The sequence below is a fragment of the Pseudomonas sp. Cab53 genome (assembly GCF_018325965.1).
Lineage (GTDB): Bacteria > Pseudomonadota > Gammaproteobacteria > Pseudomonadales > Pseudomonadaceae > Aquipseudomonas > Aquipseudomonas chlororaphis_E.
In genome coordinates, this window is the sequence record NZ_AP021902.1 from 2,613,106 (window position 1) to 2,632,341 (window position 19,236).

Sequence of the window (19,236 nt, forward strand, 5' to 3'; positions counted from 1 at the left end):
GAAGGAAAATGACACTCAGGGTGATGGTAATCGGTGGTTATGGAAACTTCGGCAGTATCGTTTGCCGGCATCTGATCGTGACGCCGGGCATCGAGGTGGTGATCTCCGGGCGTGACCCGGACAAGTTACTGCGTAAGGCCGATGAGTTGAAAGCACAATCGGGCAACGTCTGTGAGCGTTGGTGTGGCGACGCCATGGGAGAAGGGTTCAGCACGGTCCTGGGAGAAATGAACATTGACCTGGTCATCCACACCGGCGGCCCCTTCCAGGGCCAATCCTATCGGATTGCCCAGAGTTGTATCGAGGCCGGCGTCCACTACTGCGACCTCTCGGACTGCCGCACCTTCGTCAACGGCATTGGCGTGCTCGACGCACAGGCCCGGCAAGCCGGCGTCGCGATCCTCAGTGGTTGCAGTTCGGTGCCGTCGCTGTCGGCCGCGTTGATCGATGAGCATCGGCATCGTTTCCAACGTATCGACTCGATCGAGCATGGCATTTCCTCGTCGGCCAAGATGCCGGGGCTGTCGACCATCGAGGGCGTCCTGGCCTACGCAGGCAAACCCATCAAGCAACTCAGGGATGGCCAGGTCCATGAGGTGTTGGGCTGGCAGGACCTGACGCTGCGCAAGATGCAGTCACTGGGCACACGGCTGCTGTCGAACGTCGACGTGCCGGACATGGACATTTTCGCCCATCGCTATGGCGCCCGGACCCTGAGTTTCAAGGCCGGTGCCGGGCTGAAGCTGGGCGGTGTCGCCAACGGCCTGCTGGCCCAGGCGATGAAAATGGGCTGGGTTCGCGACCATCGCCCCTGGGCCGCCCGACTGCATCGTTGGGGCACCTGGTTCGAACGCTTCGGCGACGGCAAGAGTGCCATGTACCTGGATGTCCGGGGTGTGGGTGTCGATGGGCGACCGTTGTCCCTGACCGTGCAACTGACGGCCTTGAACGACAAGGGGCCGGAGATCCCGAGTTGTGCCGCCGTGGCCCTGGCGACCAAGATCGCCCAGGGCTACAGGCCCGAACCCGGCGCCCGGGCGTGTGTCGGCGAGATCACGGTGGACGAGTACATGGCCGCCATCAACGACCCGGTCAACTTGTCGATCTCGGTGCACGTCGCCGATGGGCAGCGCTGAGCCATGCTCTATTTGGGCCTGAAGTACCTCCATGTCATCGCTGCCATTTTTCTGTTCGGGTTCGGCATGGGTTCCTACCTGTACCTGATTGCCGCCAGCCGCACGGCCAATCCGCAGGTCATCGCCCACGTGGCCCGGACGGTGGTGCGGTACGACGCCTGGATCACCACGCCGGCCGGCTTCATCCAGATTGCCACGGGGTATTGGCTGGTGAGCCTGGCTGGGCTTTCCCTGACCACGGGCTGGGTGCTGACCTCGCTGATCATCTTCCTTTGCGTGGGGATGCTCTGGCTGCCGGTATTGGTGCTGCAGAAGCGCCTGCAACACATGGCGTCGAGCGCGGCGGACCGTGGGGAAGGGCTGGCGCAGGCCTACCGCCGGGTGTACCGGCAGTGGTTCTGGATGGGGGTTGCCGGGTTTTCCGGGATGTTCGTGATCGTGTCGATGATGGTGACCAAGATGACGCCGGGCGAGTGGGTCGGATTGTTTCTGCGCTAGCGCAAATGCCTGAATAGGCCGACGGACTTGTGGCAGGTGTGCTGAAGGGTCACCGCTGAACCTGTGGGAGCGGGCTTGCCCGCGAAGGCGGCGGTCCATTCGACATCTGTGTGGCAGATGCACCGTTTTCGCGAGCAAGCCCGCTCCCACAGAATGTGTTGTGGTGTCTCCACAATAGAAGGGACACCGCTGGACTTGTGGGAGCGGGCTTGCCCGCGAAGGCGGCGGTCCATTCGACATCCCTGTGTCAGATACACCGCTTCGCGAGCAAGCTCCCACAGGGGGATTTCTGGGGCTTCAGCTTTGCTTGGAGCCTGCGCCAATCTGCCAGACATACGGCGGCTCGGTGCCGTTGATTTCCCAGTCGCCGAGGATGCGTTCCTTGTAGATCAGCGGGTTGTGCGAGGCGGCGGTGCGTGCGTTGCGCCAATGGCGGTCGAGGGCCTTGGTGGTGCTGGTGGCGGAGGCGCCAAGGGCGTTGAACAGGTCGCTGGTGGCGCGCAGGATCAGGTCGGCGATGACCACCTGGGCCTGGGCCGATTCCAGTTCGGCGGCGATGTTGGCGGTGTGTTCGGCCTCGGCGTCCTGGCTGAACCGGCTCTCGTAGGCCCGCTGAGCGGCGCTCGCCGCTCGCAGCGCGGTGGCTTCGGCGGCATAGACCTGGGCCGAGGCCTTGCCGATCACTTGTTGCACCTGGACGTCCTGGCTCACTGTGCTGGCGTTGCCGGTACTGAAAATTCGCGTGCGTGCGCGTACGTTTCCGGTGAAGTCATGGACCGCGGCACGGCCGGCACCGGCCTGCACCGCCAGCAGGACCAACTGGTAGAACGCGGTCTGGTACTTGAAGCGGGTGGAGAAGTCGATGATGTGTTCAGCCTCGACCCAGGCCTGCTCGAAGACCGTGGTGCCGCTGCCGGTGGTGCGTTGGCCGAAGCCGTCCCAGTCGTCGCTCAGCTTGACGCCCGGTTGGTGCACGTGGACGGCGGCGATCACGTCGGTGCCGTCGTCATCGCGCTGGGCGTACACGTCGATCCAGTCGGCAAAGATGCTGCCGGTGCTGTAGTACTTGGTGCCGTTGACCTGCCATCGATCGCCATGACGGGACACCCGGGTGATGACGTCGCCGATCTTCACCGCGCCGATTTCAGTCCAGGCGTTGCCCACCAGGTCACCCTCGACGAAGCGCTTGAACCAGGTGTCTTGTGGCTCCGCCGCATGGGCATTGAGGCGATCCTCGACAAAGGCGAAATGTCCGCGCAAGGCCTGGGGCAGGTTGGAATCGGCTTCGGCCAGTTCGATCAGCAACTGCAACAGCTGCGGCAACGAGGCCCCGGCACCGCCATATTCGACCGGCACGCGCACGGCGCCAAAACCGGCCTCCTTCAGCCATTGCACCTGCTCAAAGGGCAGGCTGCGGGTTTGCTCACGCGCCAGCGCGCCGGCCTGGATGCGCGCAAAGATCGGCCGGAATCGCTCGGCCAGGGCTTCATAGTCGCTACCGCTGGAAAGGGTCGGGGGCAGGTGTTGTTGCTGTGCAGTCATGGTGGTGTTCCTTCGATGGCGAGTAGGCGGGTGCCGGCCAACGGGGTGAGCGAGGAGGTCGTTCACTGACGGGCCGTGCTTGTCAGTGGCCATTGCACAGTCCATGCCCGTCGACCAACCCCCCATAAATGCGGGCCCCATTCGCGGTCGAGGGCAACGCGACTGTCCTCCCGCGAACAATCTGTTGCGCCACTGTGCGCCGGGCAACAGCCATCGCCCAGGCCTGTCGAGCGTCGGGTGTTCGTGGGGCAACAGTGGATCAACAGCTTGTCTGTCGAGCGACAGCGAGGTGATTCGTCTGGATGTGTTAACTGGCTGAATATAAAGAACATATTCAACTGGCACGGTTGCTGCTCTACACCTTGTGCAGACGCTGAAGGGGCGTCTACCGGCAAGGGATAACGGATGAGCAAGCAATTTAACGTGGTGGCGGTGTCCGGCAGTGTGCAGCAACCCTCGCGCACCCTGGCACTGGTCAAGGCACTGGTGGAAAGCCTGGGTCGGCAACGGCCGATCGAGGTACGCCTGATCGAGTTGGCGAAGGTCGGTCCGCAGTTCGCCGGGGTGTTGCGGCGCGAGGCCTTGCCCGCTGCCGTGCAGGCGGACCTGCAAGCCATTGAACGCGCCGATCTGCTGATCGCCGCGAGCCCTGTCTATCGGGCTTCCTACACCGGGCTGTTCAAGCACCTGTTCGACTTCGTGCATCACGAAGCCTTGAAGAACGTGCCGGTGCTGGTGGCCGCCACGGGAGGCTCCGAGCGCCATGCCTTGGTCATCGATCACCAGTTGCGGCCATTGTTTGGGTTCTTCCAGGCCCTGACCTTACCGGTGGGGGTCTATGCCTCTGAAACGGATTTCAGCCATTACCGAATCGCCAGCGCACAACTGCTGGAACGCATCGAGCGCGCGGCCGAGGCCGCGTCCCTCAGCCTCGCCGTGGATGTGCGGCGCAACGCCAGCGCCGCCTGACAACCGCTTTCTTTCTATGAGCCGTGGAGTACATGCAATGAGCCAGGACACAATCAAGTTCGCCTACTGGGTGCCCAACGTCAGCGGTGGGCTGGTGGTCAGCAAGATCGAACAACGCACCGATTGGGGCATCGACTACAACCGCAAGCTGGCCCAGATCGCCGAAGCGGCGGGGTTCGACTACGCGTTGTCCCAGGTCCGTTTCACCGCCGGCTACGGGGCCGAATACCAGCATGAGTCCGTGGCGTTCAGTCACGCCCTGCTGGCCGCCACCACACGCCTGAAAGTCATCGCCGCGGTGCTACCGGGGCCATGGACGCCGTCGGTGCTGGCCAAGCAGATTGCGACCATCGACCACCTGACCGGCGGCCGCGTGGCGATCAACGTGGTGTCCGGCTGGTTCAAGGGGGAGTTCACCGCCATCGGTGAGCCGTGGCTGGAGCATGACGAGCGCTACCGGCGTTCCGAAGAATTCATCACCGCCCTCAAGGGCATCTGGACCACCGACAACTTCACCTTTCGCGGTGACTTCTACCGCTTCCACGACTACACCCTCAAGCCGAAACCGTTGCAACAGCACCCGGAAATCTTCCAGGGCGGCAGCTCTCGCGCCGCGCGGGACATGGCCGCGCGCGTGTCCGACTGGTACTTCACCAATGGCAATACCGTGGAAGGCGTCAAGGCCCAGATCGATGACCTGCGGGCCAAAGCCGCCGCCAACCAGCACACGGTCAAGGTCGGGGTGAACGCATTCGTCATCGCCCGCGACACCGAGGAGGAAGCCCGTGCGGTACTCGCGCAGATCATCGAGCAGGCTGACCCGGAGGCAGTGAACGCCTTTGGCGACGCGGCCAAGCAGGCCGGCAAGTCGAGCCCGGAAGGCGAGGGCAACTGGGCCAAGTCCAGTTTCGAGGACCTGGTGCAGTACAACGATGGCTTCAAGACCAACCTGATCGGCACGCCACAGCAGATCGCCGAACGCATCGTCGCGCTCAAGGCCGTGGGGGTCGACCTGGTGCTCGCCGGCTTCCTGCACTTCCAGGAAGAGGTCGAATATTTCGGGCGCAAGGTCTTGCCGCTGGTGCGTGAACTGGAACAACGCAAGGCCGCCACCCGAACGGCGGCGGTGGCGTAGGCGCGGAGGCGAACATGGGGACGCTCACCGATACACACGACGACTCGCCGTCCAGTTTGCACCAGTGGTTGCAGCGCCAGGCGCGGCGGCATGGTGCCGACGTCGCCCTGCGCCACAAGCACCTGGGCATCTGGCAGGTGCGGACCTGGGGCCAATTGGCCGACGAGGTGCAGCGCCTGGCCGCTGCCTTGCAGGCTCGGGGGTTCTCGGTGGGCGCGACGCTGACGATCATCAGCCGGCCCCGCCCGCAAGCGCTGCTCGCGGCCTTGGCTGCGCAATGGCTGGGTGGCGTGGCGAGCCTGTTCGATCCACTGGAACCGGCGCCTGAGCAGACGCAGTTGCTCGGCGCCCTGCAACCGGATTTCGTCCTGGTGGAGGGCGCCGAGGAAATCCTGCGCCTGCAAGCGGCATCGGTAACGGCGCAGGTATTGGTGTACCTCGATCCGCGCGGGCTGCCCCAGGCCCTGCCAGCGGTGCAGGCGTTGGATTACGCGACGCTGGTGGCCCACCAGTCGACTGCCAGTCAGGCGCCGCCCACGCACGCTCAGCCAACGGCCTTCGTGTTCTTTCGCCAAGGTGCGCAGGGCCCTGAGCAGCAATGTCTCAGCCACGCCGAACTGTTGCAGGACGGCGAACGCCTGGTGACGCGTGAAGCCCTCGGGCGGCAGGACGAAGCGCTGGCTGCCCGTGCGTTTGCCTCGGGCGGACAAGCCCGCTACTTGTTGGCGCCTTGGCTGGTGGCGGGTTTTTGCCTGAATTTTCCTGAGAGCCTGGCCACCCGTGATCGTGACCGGCGGGAGCTGGGCCCGACGCTGGTGGCCGGTACGCGGGACACCTACGAGCGCTTGCACGGGTACGTGCTGGAGCGCTTGCCCAAGCCGGGTGGCTGGGCGCGCAGGCTGGTGGATTGGGCGTTGGCGCCAGCGCCAGGCGTGTTGCAACGGCAGTTGGGAGGCTGGTTGGTCCGCCGGCCATTGCGCGACGTGCTCGGGTTTACCCGTACCCGTATTCCGTTGGTCGTGGGGGAAGCCTTGCGGCCCGAGACCCAGGCGTTTTTCCAGCGCTTGGGGATCCAGGTTCGCCACTGGGGTGATGTCCCTCATTGGCAAGCACCGCCAACCCCTGTGGAACTGACTCCCGATGATTGGCGCGAGCGCCAGTCGCAACTGGCTTGAGGGGCCGCGCCGATGACAAACACTGTCGCCACGCATGTGCTGGAACTGGAACATATTTCGCTGTCATTCAAGGGCGTCAAAGCCGTCACCGACATCAGTTTCCGAGTAGCCACGGGTGAAATCTGCGCCCTGATCGGGCCCAACGGCGCCGGCAAGAGTTCGTTGTTGAACGTCATCAGTGGCGTCTACCAGGCCCAGGCCGGGTGCATCCGCTTCGACCACCAGGAGCGGCGCAGCATGCGTGCTCGCGACGTGGCGGTACGCGGCATTGCCCGGACGTTCCAGAACATTGCGCTGTTCAAGGGCATGAGCGTGCTCGACAACGTGCTCACCGGGCGTCACCTCAAGCGTCGCAGCAGCTGGATCGAACAAGCCCTGCGCATCGGCCGGGCGCGGGACGAGGACGATCGGCAGCGCGAAGCGGCAGAGCGGGTGATCGAGTTCCTTCACTTGCAGCCGTGGCGCGACGTGCTGGTCGGCACCTTGCCCTACGGCTTGCAGAAGCGGGTGGAACTGGCTCGCGCCCTGGCGGCGGAGCCTCGGCTGTTGCTGCTGGATGAACCCATGGCCGGGATGAATGCCGACGAGAAGCAGCAGATGAGCCGGTTCATTGTCGACATCAACCGTGAGCTGGGCACCACCGTGGTGTTGATCGAGCACGACATCGGCGTCGTCATGGACATCAGCCACCACGTGGTGGTGCTGGACTACGGTCGCAAGGTCGGTGACGGCACGCCCGACGCGGTACGGCAGAACCCCGAGGTCATTTCGGCCTACCTGGGCACTCGCCACTGACATTAACTATTGGAGGCTTTCCCGACCGGGAAGGCAGGCAAGTTGTGCCCGCAGAACAGGAACAGGCATGGAATTTTTCTTTGAAGTATTGATTGGCGGGTTGCTGGCAGGGGTGATGTACGCCCTGGTCGCCATCGGCTTCGTGCTGATCTACAAGGCCTCCGGGGTGTTCAATTTTGCCCAGGGCGCCATGGTGCTGTTTTCCGCGCTGACCTTCGTCAGCCTCCTGGAGCGCGGCGTGCCTTTCTGGCTGGCGTTCCTCATCAGCCTGGCGGCGATGGTGATCATCGCCGTGGCGGTGGAGCGCGTGGTGCTGCGCCCGCTGGTCAACCGTTCGCCCATCACGCTGTTCATGGCCACCCTCGGGCTGTCCTACGTCATCGAAGGCTTCGCCCAGGCGCTGTGGGGCGCGCAGGTGCATGGCCTGGAACTGGGCATCAGCGACGAGCCGCTGGAACTGGGCGGGCTGTTGCTGTCGCAGTTCGACCTGTTCGCCGCACTGACGGCGGCGTCGCTGGTGCTGGTGCTGTCGTGGCTGTTCAACCGCACCCGGCTGGGCCTGGCGCTGCGAGCGGTGGCCGATGATCCGCTGGCGGCGCTGGCCGTGGGGATCCGCTTGCAGCGCGTGTGGGTGGTGGTGTGGTCGGTGGCGGGGTTTGTCGGGCTGGTCGCCGGCCTGCTCTGGGGCGCTCGCCTGGGGGTGCAGTTTTCGCTGTCGCTGGTGGTGCTCAAGGCGTTGCCGGTGCTGATCATCGGCGGCTTCACGTCCATTAGCGGCGCGATTGTCGGCGGGCTGATCATCGGTGCCTCGGAAAAACTGGCGGAGGTGTACCTCGGACCGGTGATCGGCAGCGGTATCGAGAACTGGTTCCCCTACGTGCTGGCGCTGCTGTTCCTGTTGGTGCGTCCGGCGGGGTTGTTTGGCGAACGTGCCATCGAGCGAGTCTAGAAGGGGGAGCACCATGTTCTATCGAGAAGCCGGCCAGTTCACGACGCGCTATGCCGAAGGCCGCCGTGTCTTCGCCCTGCGCCAGGATCGCCACGGGCTCGTCGCCTTGCTGCTGGTGGCTTTCATCGGCGTGCCCTGGCTCGGCAACGACTATTGGCTCAGCGCGATCCTGATTCCGTTCCTGGTGCTGTCCCTGGCCGGCCTGGGGCTGAACCTGCTGACCGGTTACGCCGGGCAGTTGTCGCTCGGTTCCGCGGCGTTCATGGCGGTGGGGGCCTTTGCCACCTACAACCTGGAAATACGCGTCAGCGCCTTGCCATTGCTGGTCAGTATCGCGCTGGGTGGCTTGACGGCGGCACTGGTGGCGGTGGTGTTCGGCTTGCCCAGTCTGCGCATCAAGGGCTTCTATCTGCTGGTCTCGACCCTGGCGGCGCAGTTTTTCGTGACCTGGGCGCTGACCCGCTATAGCTGGTTTTCCAACAACAGCGCCTCGGGCGTCATCAGCGCGCCGCCGCTGAGCGTGTTCGGCTGGAACCTGGACGCCCCGGCCGGGCGCTACCTGCTCACCCTGAGTGTGGTGGTGGCGTTGTTCTGGCTGGGCAAGAACCTGGTGCGCAGCGAACTGGGGCGCAGTTGGATGGCGGTGCGCGACATGGACGCCGCTGCTGCGGTCATCGGGATTCCATTGGCAAAGACCAAATTGCTGGCCTTCGCCATCAGCGGATTTTTCCTCGGGGTGGCCGGTGCGCTCTGGGCCTTCGCATACCTGGGCACGGTGGAGCCCCATGGGTTCGATCTCAATCGTTCGTTCCAGATCCTGTTCATCATCATTATCGGCGGCCTCGGCAGCTTGCTGGGCAACTTCCTCGGCGCCGCGTTCATCGTCCTGTTTCCCATCCTGCTCTCGAACCTGGCGGCGCTGCTGCCCGGCGGGCTGATCGACGCCGGCCAGGTGGAGAACCTGCAGAAGATGATCTTCGGCGCCCTGATCATCCTGTTCCTGATCAAGGAACCAGAAGGCCTGGCGCGCCTCTGGCGGCGCTTGCGCGAACGCGCGCGGCGATGGCCGCTGCGCTACTGAAGGACGTGCACCTACCCATTTTCGCAGTGACTGATACCTACAAGGAAAACCCGATGTTCAAACGATCACTCGCCAGCCAACTGGCATTGGCGCTCAGCCTCACCGTCGCGGCCTTCACTGTCCAGGCGGACAACGAGCAGTACTTCCCGCTGCAAAGCTATCGCGTCGGCCCTTACGCGGCCGGTGGGAGCGGGTTTTTCGGCGGCTTTATCGACTACCTCAAGTACGTCAATGCCAACGGCGGCGTGAACGGCGTCAAGCTGACCTGGAGCGAATGCGAAACCGAGTACGTGGTGGAAAAAGGCGTCGAATGCTACGAGCGCCTGAAGAAAGGCTTGAACGGCGCGCCGGCAGCGGCGACCAACCCGTTATCGGTGGGCATCGCCTACGCCACGCTGGAACGTTCGACAGCCGACAAACTGCCGCTGATCACCATCAACCACGGGCGCACGGATTCCACCGACGGCAGCGTGTTCCCGTACGTTTTCCCGTTGCAGTTGAACCCGTATTCCGAGGTGTCGGCGATCATCAACTACATCGGTCAGCGGGCCGGTGGGCTGGATAAGCTCAAGGGTTTGAAGATCGTCACCCTGTACCACGGCTCGCCCTACGGCAAGGAAACCAACGAGGTCTTGCAGACCCTGGCCGACAAGTACGGCTTTGCGTTGACCCTGCTGGAAGTGCCGCACCCGGGCAACGAACAGCAATCGCAATGGTTGAACATCCGCCGGGAAAAACCCGATTGGGTGATCCTGCGCGGCTGGGGCGTGATGAACCCGGTGGCGTTGAAGACCGCGCAGAAAGTCGGTTTCCCGGCCGATCACATCATCGGCAATATCTGGAGCAACTCCGAGGATGACGCCGCGCCAGCCGGTGCCGCCGCCAAGGGCTTCATCGCCATCACCACGCACCCTTCGGGCACTGACTTCCCGGTCCTGCAGGGCATCAAGCAACAAGTGGTCGACGCAGGTCACGGCGACCTGGCCGACCCCAAGCGGTTCGGCACCGTGTATTACAACCTGGGCGTGGTCAACGGCATCCTCAACGTCGAAGCCGTGCGCATCGCCCAGGAGAAGTTCGGCAAGCAGCCGTTGACCGGTGAGCAAGTGCGCTGGGGCTTCGAGCACCTCAAGCTCGACGACGCCCGGCTCAAGGAATTGGGAGCGCTAGGGCTGGTGCAACCGTTGCAATTGTCGTGCTCGGACCATGAAGGCGGTGGCGCGGTGCGCTTCCAGCAATGGGACGGCAGCCAATGGAAGCTGATCAGTGACTGGGTGCAGGCCGACCGTGCCTTGCTGCGGCCGATCATCGAAGCGTCGTCCCATCAGTACGCCCGGGAAAAGGGCCTGACCCCGCGTGATTGCAGCAAGGAATCCTGAGGCATCAAGGCGATCGGCGCATGTGCGTCCGGTCGCCCCTGGACGAGGTGAAACCCCATGACGATCAACACGCCGATCCTGCAGATCGATGACATTGAAGTGCTCTATGAACAGACCATCCTGGCGGTGCGCAACGTCTCGCTGACGGTGCCGACCGGGCAGGTGGTGGTGCTGTTGGGGGCCAATGGCGCGGGCAAGAGCACCACGTTGAAGGCAGCGTCCAACCTGGTACGCGCCGAAAAGGGCGAAGTGGTGCGCGGACGGATCGTTTATCAGGGCGCGGAGGTGACCCACAGTGCCCCTCACACCCTGGCGGCGAACGGCCTGGTGCAGGTGCTGGAGGGCCGGCATTGCTTTGCCCAACTGACCGTGGAGGAAAATCTTTTGGCCGGTGCCCTGGCGCGCCAGGCTCCGCGGCGCCAGTTGCTGGCCGACCTGGAGTGGGTCTATGGTCATTTCCCGCGCCTGAAGCTGCGGCGCAACAGCCTGGCCGGCTACACCTCCGGCGGCGAGCAACAGATGATCGCCATCGGCCGCGCGTTGATGGCCAAGCCGCGATTGGTCTTGCTGGACGAGCCGTCGATGGGGCTGGCCCCGCAGGTCGTCGAGGAGATCTTCGCCATCATTCACCAGCTCAACCGGCATGACGGCGTCAGCTTCCTGGTCGCCGAGCAGAACATCAACGTTGCCCTGCGTCACGCGCACTACGGCTATGTGTTGGAAAGCGGTCGCGTGATGAGCGAAGGCAGCGCCGGGCAACTGGCGGCCCGCAGCGATCTCCAGGATTTCTACCTGGGCGCGCGGACCGGTGGCGCGGGGCGCCAGGCTGTGAGTGCCGGTGCGGTTTCAGGTTGACAGGTTGATCACCTGGCCGTCCCGGGTGTCGAGTGGGGAGCGACGTCGGTTGACCACCAGTTCGCCGATTTTGATCAGCAGGCTGCGGGTGACATTGCGGCTGAGCCCCAACAGTTGCGCGGTATGGACCTGGTTGCAGTTGGCGTAACGGTAGGCGGCGCGCAACAGCTCGGCTTCGACCTTTTCATGCAAGTCGCCCTGTTCCTGTTCGAGCAGTTTTTCCAGGGCTCTTTGCAACAGCGCCTCGGGGTCTTGCGGCAGGCACGCCTGGGTGGTGTCCTGGCGTTCGATGCGCAGGTTCGACAAATGCAGGTCCTGCACGCCGATCACCCGGTGACGGCAGATCAGCAAGGTGTGATGGATGACATTTTCCAGCTCACGGATGTTGCCTGGCCAGGAATAGTCGAGCAGTTTGCGCTGCGCCTGGGCGTCCAGGGTCACGTCGCCGAGGCCGAGCTTGCGGCTGTACTCGGCGATGAAATGGCGGATCAGCGGCAGGATGTCGCCGGGCCGCTCGCGCAGCGGCTTGAGCACCAGGGTGACCACGTTGAGGCGGTAGTAGAGGTCTTCGCGAAAATGGCCGGCGTTGATGGCTTTTTCCAGCTGCACGTTGGTGGCCGCGAGCACCCGCACGTTGATCCTGATGCTCTTGCGCGAACCCAGGCGTACCACCTCGCGCTCTTGCAGCACACGGAGCAACTTGACCTGGATGGGCAGCGGCAGGTCACCGATTTCATCGAGGAACAGCGTGCCGCCATCGGCTTCCTCGAACCAGCCGGCCTTGGCGGTCAGCGCGCCGGTGAAGGCACCTTTCTCGTGCCCGAACAGCTCGGCTTCGACCAGCGTTTCGGAAAAGGCCCCGCAGTTGACCGCAATGAACGGCTTGTCGCGGCGGGCGCTGAGGTTGTGCACGTGGCGGGCCACCAACTCTTTGCCGGTGCCGGTCTGGCCGATGATCAGCACGCTGGCGTCACTGGGGGCGACTTGTTGCAAATGAGCCAGCAAGGCACGAGAGCTGGGGTCCTCGAAGACCTGGGCCGTTGCGCGGATCGACGTGGCCAGGCTGGGGGAGGGGGGAGCGTGAGGAGTTGCATGACGATGGCACCCGTTGATGAGATTGAGGTCGGGTGAGGACCAACACTCCTTGATGGCAGCACCCCGCGAGCCATTCGGCTTAAGATTTAATCTAAATGATCTAAGAAATTGTTAATAAATAACCTTTAGTTATTTGCTTAAAGCCATCGCCGCGCGGCGACGCGGTGTCGCTCAGGTCGTTGCAAAGAAGATTGTCTATAAAAACATTTATTGACTAAAAGAAATTATCGGATAATTATTTCCCTGCATCTGCTTTCACGCAGAGTCACTGTTCAGGGGCAACCCCGATGAGTCAGAACACCCTGCCAACCTTGGCAAGCCTTTACGTCGAGGCCAACGAATCTTCCTTGCACGCCGCCCGCCATGGGCCATTGCTCATGCAGGGCTTTCCCGCCGAACCCCACCACCGCGTCACCTGGAACAACTGGATGCAACCCCCGTTCAACCAATGGGGGTTTCGCAACCTGGCACGCCTGCGTCCCACCATCGACGTGCAGGCGGGCAGCGGGCCGGTCAGTGAGTTCAAGCAGGCGCCACAGCCCTTGGACAAGCTGCACTTCGACAGCGAATGCGGCTTGAGCATCAGCGTGATCGACCATCTGGTAGCCAGCCAGACCGACGCCTTCCTGGTGCTGCAGGGCGACACGGTGCTGTATGAGCGCTACTTCAACGGGCAGCGTCCCGAGGACCGGCACGTCATGTTTTCGGTGACCAAGTCGCTGGTCGGCACCTTGGGCGAGCAACTGGTGTGCGACGGTGTGCTGGACCCGACATTACCCGCTGCCTTCTACGTGCCGGAGCTGGCGGGCAGCGCGTTCGGCGATGCCACCGTGCGCCAGTTGTTCGACATGGCGGTGGGTATCGACTACAGCGAAGTCTACGAAGACCCGGATTCCGAAAGCTCCCAGTACGGCTATGCCTGCGGGTTCCAGCCGGCGCCGGCGCAATACGCGCAGTTCGAGTCGCTGTATCAGTTCCTGCCGTCCCTGAAAAAGCGCGGCCAGCACGGCGGCTTCTTCAGCTACGTGACGGCGACCACCGAAGCCTTGGCCTGGGTCATGGAGCGGGCCAGTGGCAAGGCCTGTCACCAGTTGCTGCAAACCGTATGGCGCCAGTTGGGCTGCGAGCGCGACGGCTACTTCATGGCCGATCCGTGGGGTCGCAGCGTGGCCGGCGCCGGTTTCAGCGCGACGTTGCGGGACATGGCGCGTTTCGGACGCCTGCTGGCCAACGACGGCCGCCAGGGCGAACGACAACTGCTCTCGGCCGAGACGGTGGCCCGCATCGCCGCCGGTGCCGACCCGGCGGTCTATGCGACGTCAGCCGACTTCCACGCCTGGACCCCCGGCGCGTCCTACCGCAGCCAGTGGTACGTCTTCAACGACCACAGCCAGGCGATCATGGCCGGTGGCATTCATGGCCAATACCTGTTCGTCGACAAACCTTCCGGCGTGGTGATCGTCAAGCAGTCTTCGCTGGATGACGCCATCGGCCCGTTCGACACCGACAGCGTACGCATGCTGCGAGCCATCGCCACGCAACTGCGCGACTGACCCGCGCCCGACGATAAGAAACCTGCGTTCCATTCACCTGGCCTGGCCAGGTGTTGGGCGACGCTTTGCGCCGCCATTCACTGCCCTGTAACAACAATAATCACACAGGAGCTCCAAATGGTTTCCATGATGCGTTTGTCCCGAACGTTGCTGGCGTTCGGGTTACCCCTGACCACCCAAGCGGTCCTGGCGGGCTACACGTTCGAGGACGGCAACCTCAAGGGCGAGGCCAACCTGACGGCGGGCGGCGCCATCCTCTCGACCCGCCAGGTCAATTTCGGCGCGGGCCGGATCGATCTGCGCAGCCGCCGCAACGACGGCACGAAAATCGATTGGCAAGAGTTCTATCTCAAGCCCGGCGTCAAGCTCGAATATGCCTTGCAGCCCGACTTCAGCCTGTTGGCCGGGGGCTCGCTGGTGGCGGCGACGACCCTGGGCGACGGCGACGCCGGTGGCTTCACACGGCGTTCCGACGGCGAGGTGTCCACTGAAGAGTTCTATGGCGGTTTTCGCGCCGGGGAGTGGACCTTCACGGCCGGGCGCCAAAACTACATGATCGGCACCGGTTTCATTGTCATGGACGGCGACCTCGACCAGTTCAAGGACGGCGCCTATTGGCTCGCGCCGAGAACCGCCTTCAAGGAATCGGCGCTGTTGGCCTGGGACCATGGCGCATTGAAGACCCAAGCTTTCTCCTTGCGCACCGACGGCGACCTGGGCGACTTCCGCATGACCGGCGCCAACCTCGACTACAACCTCGCCGACCAGGTGACGCTCGGGGCCATGGCCATGAAGGTCAATGCTCTGGGCCCCAAGGGCGCGACGCCGCTGCGCCGCGACGGCATGCAGGTGTACAACGTCCGGGCGCTCAATGCCAAGGTGCCGGGCGTGCCGGCGCTGACGCTCAACGCTGAATATGCCGTAGAGCGCGGGCACGGCGAAGGCGTCGACTATGACGCCGAGGCCTGGTACGCCCAGGCCGACTATGCCTTCGAAAACGTGCCGCTGACGCCGATCATCGGCTATCGCTACACCCACTTTTCCGGGGACGACAACCTCGCCGACAACCGTCAGGCGTCCTGGGACCCGCTAAGCAAAGGTTATGTCGACTGGGGCACCTGGCTGGTGGGCGATGTGGTCGGCAACTACCTGCTGTTCAACAGCAATGAAAATGTCCAGCAGTTCTCCCTCAAGACGCACCTCAACGAAACGCTGACCTTGGGAACGATCCACTACCAGTTCTGGCTGGACGAAAAAAACTACATGGGGGCCGCCGTCAATGACCGGCGTTTTGCCGACGAGAGCGTCGTCTTCCTGGATTGGGCGCCGTCCAGGGCGCTGGTGACGTCGCTGTCCTATAACTGGGTCAAGCCCATGGCCGCGGCCAAGCAGGTGTTTGGCGATGACCAGACATTCAGCGCACTGGAAATGTCCTTTACCTACCGCTATTAAGTGTCGCGAGCCTTCGCAGCCGCGCTGGAGTTTTTCCCATGTACAAGTCGTTGCGTAACACCTTGCTGGGCGGTTTGATTTCATTGTTGGTCAGCGGCGCGGGGATGGCCGACGAACGCACGGTGCGGATCTACAACTGGATCGAGTACCTGCCGCCGGAAATCCTCAAGAGCTTCCAGGAAGAAACCGGTATTCGACCGATCTACGACGTATTCGACAGTGTCGAGACCCTGGAGTCCAAGCTGTTGACCGGCAACTCCGGGTATGACGTGGTCTACCCGAGCAGCTCCAACGTCAGCCACCTGATCGCCGCCGGTGCCGTCCAGCCACTGGACCGCAGCCAATTGCCCAACTGGCAGCACCTGGACCCGGAGTTCATGAAGTCCCTCGAAGCGGTGGGCGACACCGGTAACCGCTACGCCGTGCCGTACCTCTGGGGCACCACGTTGATCGGCTACAACGTCGACAAGGTGCGCAAGGCGCTGGGCGCCGATGTGCAGATGAACAGCTGGGACATCATCTTCAAGGAACAGAATCTCTCCAGGCTGGCCAGCTGTGGCGTGGGCTTTCTCGATGCCGCCAACGAAATCATCCCGATCGCCTTGCACTACGAAGGCCTCGATCCCAATAGCCTGAGGCGCGAGGACTACCCGAAGGCCCAGGCCGCGATGCTGAAGATTCGCCCCTACATCAACTATTTCAGTTCATCGCGCTACGGCATGGACCTGGCCAACGGTGATGTGTGCGTCGCCGTGGGCTGGTCCGGCGGCGTGGCCCTGGCCAAGCAACTGGCCGATGCCGCGGGCAAGGGCGTCAAGGTCGAGATGGCCTTGCCGAAGGAGGGCGCGCCGGTGTGGTCGGACGTGATGATGGTGCCGACCAATGCCCCTCACACCCAAGAGGCCTACGCCTTCATCAACTACATCCTGCGCCCGGACGTGATTGCCCGGATCAGCAACAAGATCGGCTACCCCAACCCCAACAAGGATGCCACCGCGCTGGTGAATGCCGAGATCCGCAACAACCCCGCCATGTACGTGCCGGACGAGGCACGCAAGACGCTGTTTGCCCTGGAGCCGGTGCCGGCCGCCGTCGAGCGGATCCGCACGCGCACCTGGACCACCATCAAGAGCAATCGCTGAGCAGGCTGGCCCGGCGTCGTGGCGCCGGGCCTTTCCCATGGCTTAATCAGGCCCGCATGCCTTGAAACAGCAGCTCGGTGATCCGCCGGACCTGGCTGGAGTGAGCCTCGACATCCGGCTGCTGCTGGTTGACCAGCCGATACAGTTGCAGGTGTGAATAGTCATTGAGCAGGAAGGCGGCCAGTTCCACGTCGAGGTCGGCGCGCAGCTTGCCGGCCGCTTGCAACTCCCTGAGCAGGCCGCTGATTTCGGCTCGCAGCGCATCGTTCATGGCGCGATAGCCTTCGGGCAAATCGTTGTCGCCCCCGAACAGGATCAGCGGCAGCAGTTCGCGCCACAGGCTCGGGTGCATGACTTCCAGGGCGTACCCGGTCAGTAATCGCTCCAGGTAACACATTGCCTCGACCGGGTCTTCAATCCCGGGGATCTGGCTGCGGGTGTCCTTGAGCGCGCGCTGGTCGGCCTCGTGGAGGATTTCCAGGATGATTTCCTGCTTGTTGCCGAAGTACTTGAACACGGTGGGCGCCGAGACGCCGGCCTGGCTGGCGATCTGTTCGATGGTGGTGTCCTGGTAGCCCTGGCGCTCGAACAGTTCGATGGCCGCTTTGCTGATGGCTTGCCGTCGTTCGGCTTTCTGGCGTTCACGCAGTCCGCTCACGGGAGGTCCTTGTCTGGGAGAGAAGAGGCGGCCGCCGCACACCACCGTCCCTCTGCCGCAAAGGTGGGGGCGAGCGGGCTTCCGCATACCTGTGCAAAATACTTAACTGGATAAAATATTTGAAGCACTCATTTCAAATACTGGCCTTTTGGCTCGGCTCTGGAAGGGGGGCCGGCAGTGGCGAGATCAGGCACTGACGCGGCGCGCTCAGGTAATTTGCCCCGTCGGCAAGGCAGGTAACGTGACGCGTCATTCCATCCGGTTACACAGATACGTAAAGGGGGGACCAGGAAAAACCGGAAGTTAGCGCTTCAAGAGGGGCAGTCACCCACTGATCCCTGTCTACGCCTCAATGCCGATCAAAAGAGAATAAGAAAATGACCAGCCCCAGCTTCAAGGATTCGAACGGCCATCTGGCGCAGGGCTTCAAGCCTCGTCACGTCACCATGCTGTCCATCGCCGGGATCATCGGCGCGGGCCTGTTCGTCGGCTCCGGACACGCTATCGCCGCCGCCGGCCCGGCCGTCTTGCTGGCTTACCTGTTTTCCGGGCTGTTGGTGGTCCTTGTCATGCGCATGCTGGGTGAAATGGCGGTGGCCAACCCGGACACCGGATCCTTTTCCACCTACGCCGACCAGGCCATCGGCCGTTGGGCGGGCTTCACCATCGGCTGGCTCTACTGGTGGTTCTGGGTGCTGGTGATACCGATCGAGGCGCTGGCCGCCGGGCATGTCCTGAACCAGTGGTTTCCGGCCGTGGACGCCTGGGTGTTTGCCTCGGCGTCCATTGTCCTGTTGGCCGTGACCAACCTGTTCAGCGTGGCCAAGTACGGGGAGTTCGAGTTCTGGTTCGCGATGGCCAAGGTGGTGGCGATCATCGGTTTCATTTCCCTGGGAGGTGCCGTGTTGATGGGCTGGATCCCCGAGCGGGAAGCCAGCGGCCTGAGCCGCTTGATGGAAGAACACGGCGGGTTCGCGCCCAACGGCCTGTCGGCGGTGGTCGGTGCTTTCATCACCATCATGTTCAGCTTCATCGGCACCGAGGCGGTGACCATCGCGGCGGCCGAGTCCAACGATCCGGCCCAGAACATCGCCAAGGCGACCCGGTCGGTGATCTGGCGAATCGGGGTGTTCTACCTGCTGTCGATCTTCGTGGTCATTTCCGTGGTGCCTTGGAACGATCCGCTGCTGGCATCCGTGGGCTCCTACCAGCGTGCGCTGGAACTGATGAACATTCCCCACGCCAAGCTCATGGTTGATGCGGTGGTGTTGATTGCCGTGGCCAGTTGCATGAACTCCTCGATCTACATCGCCTCACGCATGCTGTATTCCCTGGGGCGCCGCGGTGATGCGCCGAAGGCGCTGAAAGTGACGTCCGCGACCGGTGTCCCGCGCTCGGCGGTGATCGCCAGCACCGTGCTGGGGGCAGGGGTCACCTTGTTCAGCTACTTCATGCCGGCGGGGCTGTTCCAGTTCCTGCTCGCCAGCTCCGGCGCCATCGCATTGCTGGTGTACCTGGTAATTGCCATTTCCCAGCTGCGCATGCGCAGGATGCTGCATCGGCAGAACGTCGAGCTGGCTTTTCACATGTGGCTGTTCCCGTGGCTGACCTGGCTGGTGATCGTGTTCATCTCGGCGGCGCTGGCGGTGATGATGGTGACGCCCGAACACCGCAGTGAAGTGAGCACCACCCTGGGGCTGGCGCTGGTGATTTCGTTCATCGGGCTGGTGACTTCCCGGCAGCATGCGCAGCCCGAACGGGCCGCTTCCCTCGGATAGTCCGGCGGCGTTTTTCGCCCGCTTGGCGCCACGTTGCTGGCGCC

At 63.4% G+C, this 19,236-nt stretch carries 17 protein-coding genes; 14 read left to right on the plus strand and 3 right to left on the minus strand.

Annotated elements, in window-relative coordinates; all coding sequences use genetic code 11:
• The first annotated feature begins 8 nt into the window (after positions 1-8).
• Entirely contained in the window at positions 9-1,136 is a 1,128-nt protein-coding gene (locus tag KI241_RS11425) for a saccharopine dehydrogenase NADP-binding domain-containing protein (RefSeq protein ID WP_053144912.1), read from the plus strand.
• A gap of 3 nt (positions 1,137-1,139) precedes the next feature.
• Entirely contained in the window at positions 1,140-1,634 is a 495-nt protein-coding gene (locus KI241_RS11430; protein ID WP_042732301.1) for a DUF2269 domain-containing protein, read from the plus strand.
• A gap of 297 nt (positions 1,635-1,931) precedes the next feature.
• Here the strand turns inward: KI241_RS11430 and KI241_RS11435 are convergent, their stop codons facing one another.
• Positions 1,932-3,176, minus strand: a complete 1,245-nt coding sequence (locus tag KI241_RS11435) for an acyl-CoA dehydrogenase family protein (protein WP_212803714.1) — start codon at positions 3,174-3,176, stop codon at positions 1,932-1,934.
• Positions 3,177-3,581: 405 nt separating this feature from the next.
• Between KI241_RS11435 and msuE the strand changes: the two genes are divergently transcribed.
• From msuE to KI241_RS11475, 8 genes are all read left to right on the plus strand, one after another.
• Positions 3,582-4,145, plus strand: a complete 564-nt coding sequence (msuE, locus tag KI241_RS11440) for an FMN reductase (protein ID WP_123578088.1) — start codon at positions 3,582-3,584, stop codon at positions 4,143-4,145.
• A gap of 37 nt (positions 4,146-4,182) precedes the next feature.
• Positions 4,183-5,280 carry a dimethylsulfone monooxygenase SfnG gene (sfnG, locus tag KI241_RS11445; RefSeq protein WP_042732304.1) on the plus strand — a complete coding sequence of 366 codons (1,098 nt, stop codon included), beginning with the start codon at positions 4,183-4,185 and terminating at the stop codon, positions 5,278-5,280.
• A gap of 14 nt (positions 5,281-5,294) precedes the next feature.
• Positions 5,295-6,455, plus strand: a complete 1,161-nt coding sequence (locus KI241_RS11450) for an AMP-binding protein (protein WP_212803715.1) — start codon at positions 5,295-5,297, stop codon at positions 6,453-6,455.
• A gap of 12 nt (positions 6,456-6,467) precedes the next feature.
• The gene (locus KI241_RS11455) at positions 6,468-7,250 is read left to right on the plus strand and encodes an ABC transporter ATP-binding protein (RefSeq protein WP_053144904.1); all 783 of its coding nucleotides are present in this window, start codon (positions 6,468-6,470) and stop codon (positions 7,248-7,250) included.
• A gap of 67 nt (positions 7,251-7,317) precedes the next feature.
• Positions 7,318-8,199 (plus strand): branched-chain amino acid ABC transporter permease, encoded by an 882-nt coding sequence (locus KI241_RS11460; protein ID WP_042730249.1) that lies wholly within the window; start codon positions 7,318-7,320, stop codon positions 8,197-8,199.
• A gap of 13 nt (positions 8,200-8,212) precedes the next feature.
• Entirely contained in the window at positions 8,213-9,280 is a 1,068-nt protein-coding gene (locus tag KI241_RS11465; protein WP_123578090.1) for a branched-chain amino acid ABC transporter permease, read from the plus strand.
• Positions 9,281-9,333: 53 nt separating this feature from the next.
• Positions 9,334-10,659, plus strand: a complete 1,326-nt coding sequence (locus KI241_RS11470; protein ID WP_047737951.1) for an ABC transporter substrate-binding protein — start codon at positions 9,334-9,336, stop codon at positions 10,657-10,659.
• Between the two features lie 57 nt (positions 10,660-10,716).
• Positions 10,717-11,514, plus strand: a complete 798-nt coding sequence (locus KI241_RS11475; RefSeq protein WP_212803716.1) for an ABC transporter ATP-binding protein — start codon at positions 10,717-10,719, stop codon at positions 11,512-11,514.
• Here KI241_RS11475 and KI241_RS11480 read toward each other — a convergent pair.
• Positions 11,506-12,627 carry a sigma-54 dependent transcriptional regulator gene (locus KI241_RS11480; RefSeq protein ID WP_212803872.1) on the minus strand — a complete coding sequence of 374 codons (1,122 nt, stop codon included), beginning with the start codon at positions 12,625-12,627 and terminating at the stop codon, positions 11,506-11,508. The genes KI241_RS11475 and KI241_RS11480 overlap by 9 nt on opposite strands.
• 269 nt (positions 12,628-12,896) lie before the next feature.
• On the opposite strand from KI241_RS11480, the gene KI241_RS11485 reads away from it, so the two are divergent.
• From KI241_RS11485 to KI241_RS11495, 3 genes are all read left to right on the plus strand, one after another.
• Positions 12,897-14,162: a serine hydrolase domain-containing protein gene (locus KI241_RS11485; protein ID WP_212803717.1), complete on the plus strand. Its 1,266-nt coding sequence runs from the start codon at positions 12,897-12,899 to the stop codon at positions 14,160-14,162.
• 117 nt (positions 14,163-14,279) lie between these two features.
• Positions 14,280-15,614 (plus strand): alginate export family protein, encoded by a 1,335-nt coding sequence (locus tag KI241_RS11490; RefSeq protein ID WP_047737961.1) that lies wholly within the window; start codon positions 14,280-14,282, stop codon positions 15,612-15,614.
• 38 nt (positions 15,615-15,652) lie between these two features.
• A complete protein-coding gene (locus tag KI241_RS11495) occupies positions 15,653-16,756 on the plus strand; it encodes a polyamine ABC transporter substrate-binding protein (RefSeq protein ID WP_212803718.1) in 1,104 nt (367 codons plus the stop codon).
• A 46-nt stretch (positions 16,757-16,802) separates the two neighbouring features.
• On the opposite strand, the gene KI241_RS11500 is transcribed toward KI241_RS11495, so the two are convergent.
• Entirely contained in the window at positions 16,803-17,414 is a 612-nt protein-coding gene (locus tag KI241_RS11500) for a TetR/AcrR family transcriptional regulator (protein ID WP_123578095.1), read from the minus strand.
• A gap of 377 nt (positions 17,415-17,791) precedes the next feature.
• Here KI241_RS11500 and KI241_RS11505 point away from each other — a divergent pair, with 377 nt between their 5' ends.
• Complete coding sequence (locus KI241_RS11505; RefSeq protein WP_212803719.1) at positions 17,792-19,192, plus strand: amino acid permease; 1,401 nt, start codon at positions 17,792-17,794, stop codon at positions 19,190-19,192.
• The last annotated feature ends 44 nt before the right edge of the window (positions 19,193-19,236 follow it).

Bases quoted from the DNA above. Each gene is read 5' to 3' on its own strand.
- KI241_RS11425 (WP_053144912.1), top strand. From the start codon at position 9: ATGACACTCAGGGTGATGGTAATCGGTGGTTATGGAAACTTCGGCAGT.
- KI241_RS11430 (WP_042732301.1), top strand. From the start codon at position 1,140: ATGCTCTATTTGGGCCTGAAGTACCTCCATGTCATCGCTGCCATTTTT.
- KI241_RS11435 (WP_212803714.1), bottom strand. From the start codon at position 3,176: ATGACTGCACAGCAACAACACCTGCCCCCGACCCTTTCCAGCGGTAGC.
- msuE (WP_123578088.1), top strand. From the start codon at position 3,582: ATGAGCAAGCAATTTAACGTGGTGGCGGTGTCCGGCAGTGTGCAGCAA.
- sfnG (WP_042732304.1), top strand. From the start codon at position 4,183: ATGAGCCAGGACACAATCAAGTTCGCCTACTGGGTGCCCAACGTCAGC.
- KI241_RS11450 (WP_212803715.1), top strand. From the start codon at position 5,295: ATGGGGACGCTCACCGATACACACGACGACTCGCCGTCCAGTTTGCAC.
- KI241_RS11455 (WP_053144904.1), top strand. From the start codon at position 6,468: ATGACAAACACTGTCGCCACGCATGTGCTGGAACTGGAACATATTTCG.
- KI241_RS11460 (WP_042730249.1), top strand. From the start codon at position 7,318: ATGGAATTTTTCTTTGAAGTATTGATTGGCGGGTTGCTGGCAGGGGTG.
- KI241_RS11465 (WP_123578090.1), top strand. From the start codon at position 8,213: ATGTTCTATCGAGAAGCCGGCCAGTTCACGACGCGCTATGCCGAAGGC.
- KI241_RS11470 (WP_047737951.1), top strand. From the start codon at position 9,334: ATGTTCAAACGATCACTCGCCAGCCAACTGGCATTGGCGCTCAGCCTC.
- KI241_RS11475 (WP_212803716.1), top strand. From the start codon at position 10,717: ATGACGATCAACACGCCGATCCTGCAGATCGATGACATTGAAGTGCTC.
- KI241_RS11485 (WP_212803717.1), top strand. From the start codon at position 12,897: ATGAGTCAGAACACCCTGCCAACCTTGGCAAGCCTTTACGTCGAGGCC.
- KI241_RS11490 (WP_047737961.1), top strand. From the start codon at position 14,280: ATGGTTTCCATGATGCGTTTGTCCCGAACGTTGCTGGCGTTCGGGTTA.
- KI241_RS11495 (WP_212803718.1), top strand. From the start codon at position 15,653: ATGTACAAGTCGTTGCGTAACACCTTGCTGGGCGGTTTGATTTCATTG.
- KI241_RS11505 (WP_212803719.1), top strand. From the start codon at position 17,792: ATGACCAGCCCCAGCTTCAAGGATTCGAACGGCCATCTGGCGCAGGGC.